Here is a 6,841-nt window from a genome sequence, read left to right as displayed (position 1 = left end):
ATTATGGTTTATGAAATTAAATATAAAACTACCAACAATAAATAAACAATTTAGATGGTTTGAGATAAAGAAATTAGTTCCAACAAAAATAGCAAGATTACTAACAAAAGGAGCAAAACCACAAGCACCATTAATAAAAAAAGAGTTGCTTTCAAATGGATATAACATATACAGATTAATCATTCCATTTGAAATAGAAATAAAATCCTTTGATATAGAGAATATAGAAGAAAACAGAGTATTATCCATAGACCTATCACCAAGTGAAAACAGGCTTGCAGTAGCAACAATATTAGAAGAGAAAAGACATTCAAAACCAATATTTTTTAAAGCAAAAAGAATAATAAGAAAAATAGACAGAATACAAAAAGAGATAGACAAAATAGAAAAGAAAATAGACCATATAGCAGACGATATACACACAACAAAAAGCAAAAATCATAAAGAAAAACTACAAAACAGATTAAAACATCTATACCAAGAACAAAAAAGAAAACAAAGAAAGATAAAACAGATAAGAAAAGAGATACTAAATATATTCACAAACTGGATAATAGAATATGCAAAAAGCTACAACATAAAGATAATAGCGATAGAAAAACTATCATTTAAAAAGATACCAGATTGGCAAAGCAGTAAAGCAATAAAAAGATTTACAGAATGGTTTTACAGCAAGATAAAAGACAAACTACAATACAAAGCAAAGTTAAAAGGAATGAGAATATTAGAAATACAGCCATCATACACATCTCAATATTGTCATAAATGCAATAAAAAAGCAAAAGCAGACAGATTAACATTTAAATGTGAATGTGGAAAATATGATAGAGATTATAATGCAAGTGTAAATATAGGAAAAAGAGCAATAAGAATAATAAATAGAATAAGAGCTGGCAAGTCAAAATCCGGAGAGTATATCTCAAAGGATACTCCTGCCAGAAATCCGTCTCGTCAGGGGCTTGCCAGTTTTACCGGTCTAATATCAGTATTGTCATTAAGCAGACTTGTAGCATACAGCAGTTTAGTAGAAATTTCAGCAATAAAACTCAAAAGACTAATCAAATGGATAGATAAACGAAATTATGGATATGGATAGATGGGACGGCTAAATAAACGAATATGTTTTTTAAAGATGAAGCAATTATTTTAAGAAAAAGTATTATTTGGGAAAAGGATATATCAATAACCGTTTATATGAAAAAAAGGGGTAAAGAAAATATTTATATACAAAATGGAGCATTACTAAAATCTCCGTATATATCTATTACAGAGCCTTTTAATATATTTAAAGGTGTTTTTTATATAAAAAAAGATTCTGTTTTTATACAAGAAGTAGAAAGATATAAAAATCTTGCAATTTTAATAGCAAAAGATATAGAAATATTCAAAACCGGATTTGAGATTATCAATATATTTAACAGATATATCATTTACCAAGATGAAAAAATTTATATATTATTAAAGAAAACCTTTTATTACCTATCCTTATCAAAAAATCCTAAAATGATAAAACTTGCATTTTTAATCAAATTAGTTTATTTATCCGGAATTTTTCCAAATAATCTTAAAAATCTAAACTGGAATTATGTTTTAAAGATTAAAAACTCTCCTTTTAAAGAGATTGAAAAATTTAATATTCCAAATATAAATCAATATATCAAAGCATTTGAAAATTATCTATCTGAATATTTTTCTTCCTCTTGATTTATATTTTTCTTAATTAGGATAGAATATAATTTTATTCCTCTTACATTTAAATGTGTTTTATCTTCTGCAAATATATCCTCTTTATCTTTTGCTATATTATACCAATCTATAACCTTTACATTAGGCTTTTCCTCTGCTACCTGATATATATTTTTATTTACTTCATTTTGCCATGGTTTATTTACCTTTACTGTAAGAAGATATATCTTTTTATCTTCACCTATTTTAGATATTATTTTTTCTAAATCTTCTTTACGGAAATACCCATTTGTCCCAAGTCCTATCACTACTATCTGAGAACTTTGAATTTTATCAATATTGCTTTCTATAATTTTGTCAACTTCTTTTAACTGCCTTCCTACTTTTGCATCTATATATGCATTTGGAAATATCTTTTTTAACATATTTGATGCCCCAAGCATAACAGAATCACCAATCATATATATTTTTTCTGAATATTCTTGATTATCAATCTCTAAATTTTCATCCTTAGAAATTTTTTCTTGATTTGTAGGTTTATTTTCAGAGTTTTGAATATCTTGTTTAACTATCTTAGATATTTCCTCTTTTACTTCTTCTTTTATATCTGTATCCGAGATTGAAACAATATTCTCTTCTTTTGAGGAAACTATATTTTGTTTCTTAGAGTAATCATTTATATAACCAAAAATAAAGCCAATTGATAAAGCAAAAGATATAGCATTTATAATTCTATAAACCGGAAAATTATTTAAATCAAATCTTTCTATTAGATTATAGCTAAGTTCTGTTATTGCTATTGTTGTTAAAATTGCGAATAATATACTTTCTTCTTTTAAAATTATCTGCATCAAAACAAATACAGGATAATGGGATAGATATAAAGAGTATGACCTTCTACCTATAATAGCAAATATTGATAAAATCTTCATAAAATCAAAATTAAAAATTCCATACAAAATTATTAAGCCTATTAAATCTACTACTAAAAACCAAAATGGATATAAATAATCATTAAAACTGCTAATTTCAAAAAATATTGTTATTAATAAAACTAAGCTAATTACAGGTAAGAATTTAAATAGAAAATGGTTAAGAAATGATAAATAATCCTTATCTTTTAAAATATAAAATAATGCCCCGATAAAGAAAGAAAAAGCCCTCGTATCCGTTCCAAAATAAGCCCTATCTGTTAATTGATAAACATTTCCGATTATATAATTTTCCAATAAAGATAAAGTTATCAGAGATATTAAGAAATATATGATTACTTTCTCAGAAAAAAATCTTCTTAAAAATAAGAAAGATAAAAACCAGAAAATATATAGCTGAAATAAAACAGAAAGATACCAAAAGTTTAGTAAAAATATAGGTGTTGTATATTGCTGAAAATATGGAATATCTCTAAAAATAAGCCACCAGTTGTATAAAAATAAAGATGAAAAAATACCTTCTTCTGCAAAAGTATCAAATAAATCATTTTTGGTAAAATAAACAAATCCTGTTATTATCATTAAAACAAAAACAAATGGTGGAATTAATCTTATAAATCTTGAATATATCAAATCTATAAAAGTTTTCCCTATTTCCCCTTCATTTTGCTCATATCTTCTAAACATAGATTTAGTTATAAGAAATCCGGATAAAACGAAAAATAAATCTACTGCTAAAAATCCACCTTTAAAAAAATCTATATTTGTAGGATAATAAACAAATAAAAAATGATATATAATAACAGCGATAATTAATAAGCCTTTTAGACCATCTAATCTATCTCTAATTTTCTCCATTTCTTATAACCGAAATGGCAGAGTATATATAATAACTAAATATATAACTTCCTTCATCTGTAAGATGATAGCCGTCTTCCCTGAAACAATTTATATTTTGCATTTGGCAAACAGTATTACTAATATAATACCAATCAAGTAAAAGGGTTTGGGGTCTTAATTTATTGATTATATATAACTTTCTATTTACTATATCTTGCCACCATCTTGGAACTTTCACATTTACAAGAATTACTTTTTTACCTTTATTCAGTAGATAATCTACATAGTTTAAAGCCTCTTCTATCTCAAAATCTCCATTTGTTCCAAGTTCTAACACAACTATATCTTTTAATTTCCCATCTTTTTCCAGTTGGGGAATGATATTGCCAAGTTCTTGAAACTTCCTTCCTACTTTTGCATCTATATATGCATCAGGTATGAAGCTTTTTAGATATTTGGTTGCTCCTACAGACAAACTATCTCCTATTATTGTAACTTCTTTCGCTATGGAAAAATTAAAAATTACTAACAATAAAAATATTATTTTCCTCATCTTAGATATTCATTTAAACTTTCTTTTATGCTTTCTTCAAAAGATTCTCTAAATTTTTGGGAATATAAAGCTATATAGATATTTCCATCTTTTTGGATTTTTACCCAAACCCTTCTGTGGACTGTATAAAATGCAAGCATTGTTCCAAATACAATGATTACAGTTCCTATCCAGATTAAATTTGTTCCGGGGAAATTACTTATCTGTAATCCGGAAAAATATCTTGGTTCTAATTTTTCTATCATCATTAGATATTTAAATCCTTGAGAATAGCCGAATTTTTCAAAAGCTGATAAAGCTACTGTCGGGTCTCCTATGATAGGAATTCTTAAATCTTTTCCATTATATAAAAACTCTACTACGATAATAGGGTCATATATATCTTGATTTATAAGCATAGGATTTTTATAATTTAATGTTTGGTTTAATACTTTCATCTTAATATCTTGAAATTGTATATATTCCTGCCCATAAGTATATTTTATTCTTGGGGCTTTTTGGAAATATTCATCTATTTCTCTTTGTAAATCTCTTAGTTGTTTTTCATATTCTGCTTTTTTATCTTCATCTTTTTCAGATATCAATTTTTGATTTAGCTGATTTCCTTTTTCCATTATTGATAGGATTTTATCAAATTCTACAACCACAATATCTGCTGATTTTATATCTCCGGTTTTTCCGTAAGATGCTTGAAATATTCTATAACCTTCATACTCTACCGGATGATTAACTTTTACAACAGTTTCCATAACTTTTTTATTATTTTTTAATATTTCTATCTGGCTATTAAATGATTTTACTGCTCCTTGAAATTGTGGATTATCATAATAATCAAGCCAAAATTTGTTTAATTTAATGGCAAATGGAAGTTTTACTGCTTCATCACTTGGAGATAAAGAACCTTGTCTAAATTTATAAAAATAATCTCTTATTTCTCCTTCCGGTATTTCTATCTGTCCTCTTATTCCAAATACAGAGCCTATAAATGCACCGGTTAAAAACACTATTATTCCAATGTGGGTAACAAGCATTCCCCATCTTGATATTCTCCCTTTTTCTGCAAAAAGATAAACGGCATCTTCTTCCTCTGCTACTTTTTCTACTTTTTTAAAACCTTTATCATGAAGTAATTGGGCTATTGCTTTTACAGCTTCTTCTATGTTTAATGTTGTTTTAGTATGTATTGTAGAAGGTTTTTTTAATAAACCTTCTGTCATTTTTTTCTCAAATTTTCCGTAGGCAGAAAGATATATCTTTGGAAATCTTTCTATTGTAGAAGCAATAACTGCAATTGCTACAAGCACAATTAGTAATTGATAATACCATGCATGGAATACATCATTTAGCCAAGTTATCCATATAATTTTTGCAGCAGTATTACCAAACTCTTTTGCATAAGTTATATAAGTTTCTCCTTGTTTTATATAAGTAGAGCCAAGAACAGATAATAAAGCAAGTATAATAAGATATGTAATACCCAGTTTTACATTACCAGCTATCTGTAAAATTTTGTGAAATAAATTTTTATTCAATTTAATCTCCTATTCCCATAATTTCTTTGTATTTATCTACGATAACTCTTCTTATATTTTCTTCCAGTTCTTTTGATAAAGGCTCTACAATATCAACAAATTTACCGGAAGTAGTCCTTTTCTTTGGAAATGATATAAAATAACCACCATGTTTATTCTGTATAAGTTTTATATCTTTTATAATAAGCTGATTATCCAAAATAATATGAGCTACAGCCCTAATTCTTCCACCTATTCCTCTTGTATCAAACGGATATATTTTCACTTCCGTAATTTCCATAATTTGACTCTAAGAAGAAAGGATATTTGCAATTTGATAATCTTTTAAATCCGGTTTTTTTATCTTCCCAAAGGATATTTCAAGAGGTTTAGCAGTTAATTTACCATTTTCATAGGCTACCATAAAATTTTTGTTTCCTGAAAGATAATGTTCTACTGCAAATACACCGAATTTAGATGCAATAACTCTATCAAATGCAGTAGGAGAGCCACCTCTCTGGATATAACCAAGCACCGTATATCTTATATCTTCATCTATATATGGTTTTAGATGTTTATTTAGAGTTTCTGCGAATTCTTTTGCATGGGCAACGCCTTCTGCAAGTATTATAATAGCGAATCTTTTCCCTTTTTTTATTGAGCTGATAATACTTTCTACAATATGATGCATAGGAAATGGATATTCCGGTATTAATGTTATCTCTGCCCCTGTAGCAAGCCCAACTTCCAATGCTAAGAATCCGCTATCTCTTCCCATTACTTCCACAACAAATATTCTTTCATGAGAGATAGATGTATCTTTTATTTTGTCTACTGCTTCCACTGCATTATTTACGGCAGTATCAAATCCTATGGTATAATCAGTTCCATACAAATCATTATCTATTGTTTTTGGTATTCCTATTATGGGTATATCAAACTCTTTTGCCAAGAGATTTGCTGCTTGAAATGTTCCATTTCCACCTATTACAAATAATGCTTCTATATTTTCTGATTTTAGATTTTCATAAGCTAATTTTCTATATTCATACTCGTGAAATCTTGGCTCTCTTGAAGAAAGTAGTATAGTTCCACCTTTTTGCAATATTCCGGCAACATCTCTTGCAGATAAAGGTATAAAATCTTTTTCTATTAAACCTTTATATCCTCTTTTTATACCGATAACTTCTAAATTATAATAGCATGCCGTTCTAACTACTGCCCTAATACATGCATTTAAACCGGGCGCATCTCCCCCGCTGGTCAATACTGCGATTTTACCCATTTTATTTAATTTTTTCATATTATCAAACCTCTTG

At 27.5% G+C, this 6,841-nt stretch carries 7 protein-coding genes; 2 read left to right on the top strand and 5 right to left on the bottom strand.

The genetic code is table 11. The features are described 5' to 3' along the window. Both QOR43_RS01810 and QOR43_RS01805 read left to right on the top strand, forming a co-directional pair. Positions 1–1,096, top strand: a 1,096-nt coding sequence (locus QOR43_RS01810; protein ID WP_283571405.1) for a zinc ribbon domain-containing protein, incomplete at its 5' end; no start/stop codon positions are given. Between the two features lie 23 nt (positions 1,097–1,119). Next, positions 1,120–1,704 (top strand): recombination protein O N-terminal domain-containing protein, encoded by a 585-nt coding sequence (locus QOR43_RS01805; protein WP_265133349.1) that lies wholly within the window; start codon positions 1,120–1,122, stop codon positions 1,702–1,704. Here QOR43_RS01805 and QOR43_RS01800 read toward each other — a convergent pair. Genes QOR43_RS01800 through pfkA form a run of 5 tightly spaced genes read right to left on the bottom strand, consistent with a single transcriptional unit; the run spans position 1,674 to position 6,825 of the window. Beyond that, complete coding sequence (locus tag QOR43_RS01800) at positions 1,674–3,476, bottom strand: acyltransferase family protein (protein ID WP_265133350.1); 1,803 nt, start codon at positions 3,474–3,476, stop codon at positions 1,674–1,676. The two genes, QOR43_RS01805 and QOR43_RS01800, sit on opposite strands and share 31 nt — an antisense overlap. Continuing rightward, a complete protein-coding gene (locus QOR43_RS01795) occupies positions 3,463–3,990 on the bottom strand; it encodes an SGNH/GDSL hydrolase family protein (protein WP_265133351.1) in 528 nt (175 codons plus the stop codon). The genes QOR43_RS01800 and QOR43_RS01795 overlap by 14 nt, the downstream gene beginning before the upstream one ends. 17 nt (positions 3,991–4,007) lie before the next feature. Beyond that, complete coding sequence (gene resB, locus QOR43_RS01790) at positions 4,008–5,543, bottom strand: cytochrome c biogenesis protein ResB (RefSeq protein ID WP_265133352.1); 1,536 nt, start codon at positions 5,541–5,543, stop codon at positions 4,008–4,010. A 1-nt stretch (position 5,544) separates the two neighbouring features. After that, on the bottom strand, positions 5,545–5,823 hold the full coding sequence (locus QOR43_RS01785) for a SpoVG family protein (RefSeq protein WP_265133353.1): 279 nt from the start codon (positions 5,821–5,823) through the stop codon (positions 5,545–5,547). Between the two features lie 9 nt (positions 5,824–5,832). Beyond that, positions 5,833–6,825, bottom strand: a complete 993-nt coding sequence (gene pfkA, locus QOR43_RS01780; protein ID WP_265133354.1) for a 6-phosphofructokinase — start codon at positions 6,823–6,825, stop codon at positions 5,833–5,835. Positions 6,826–6,841: the final 16 nt, after the last annotated feature.

The sequence above is a fragment of the Venenivibrio stagnispumantis genome (genome assembly GCF_900182795.1).
GTDB classification, from domain to species: domain Bacteria; phylum Aquificota; class Aquificia; order Aquificales; family Hydrogenothermaceae; genus Venenivibrio; species Venenivibrio stagnispumantis.
The sequence above is the reverse complement of the archived record's forward strand: the minus strand, read 5'-3'. Positions and strand labels throughout refer to the sequence as shown.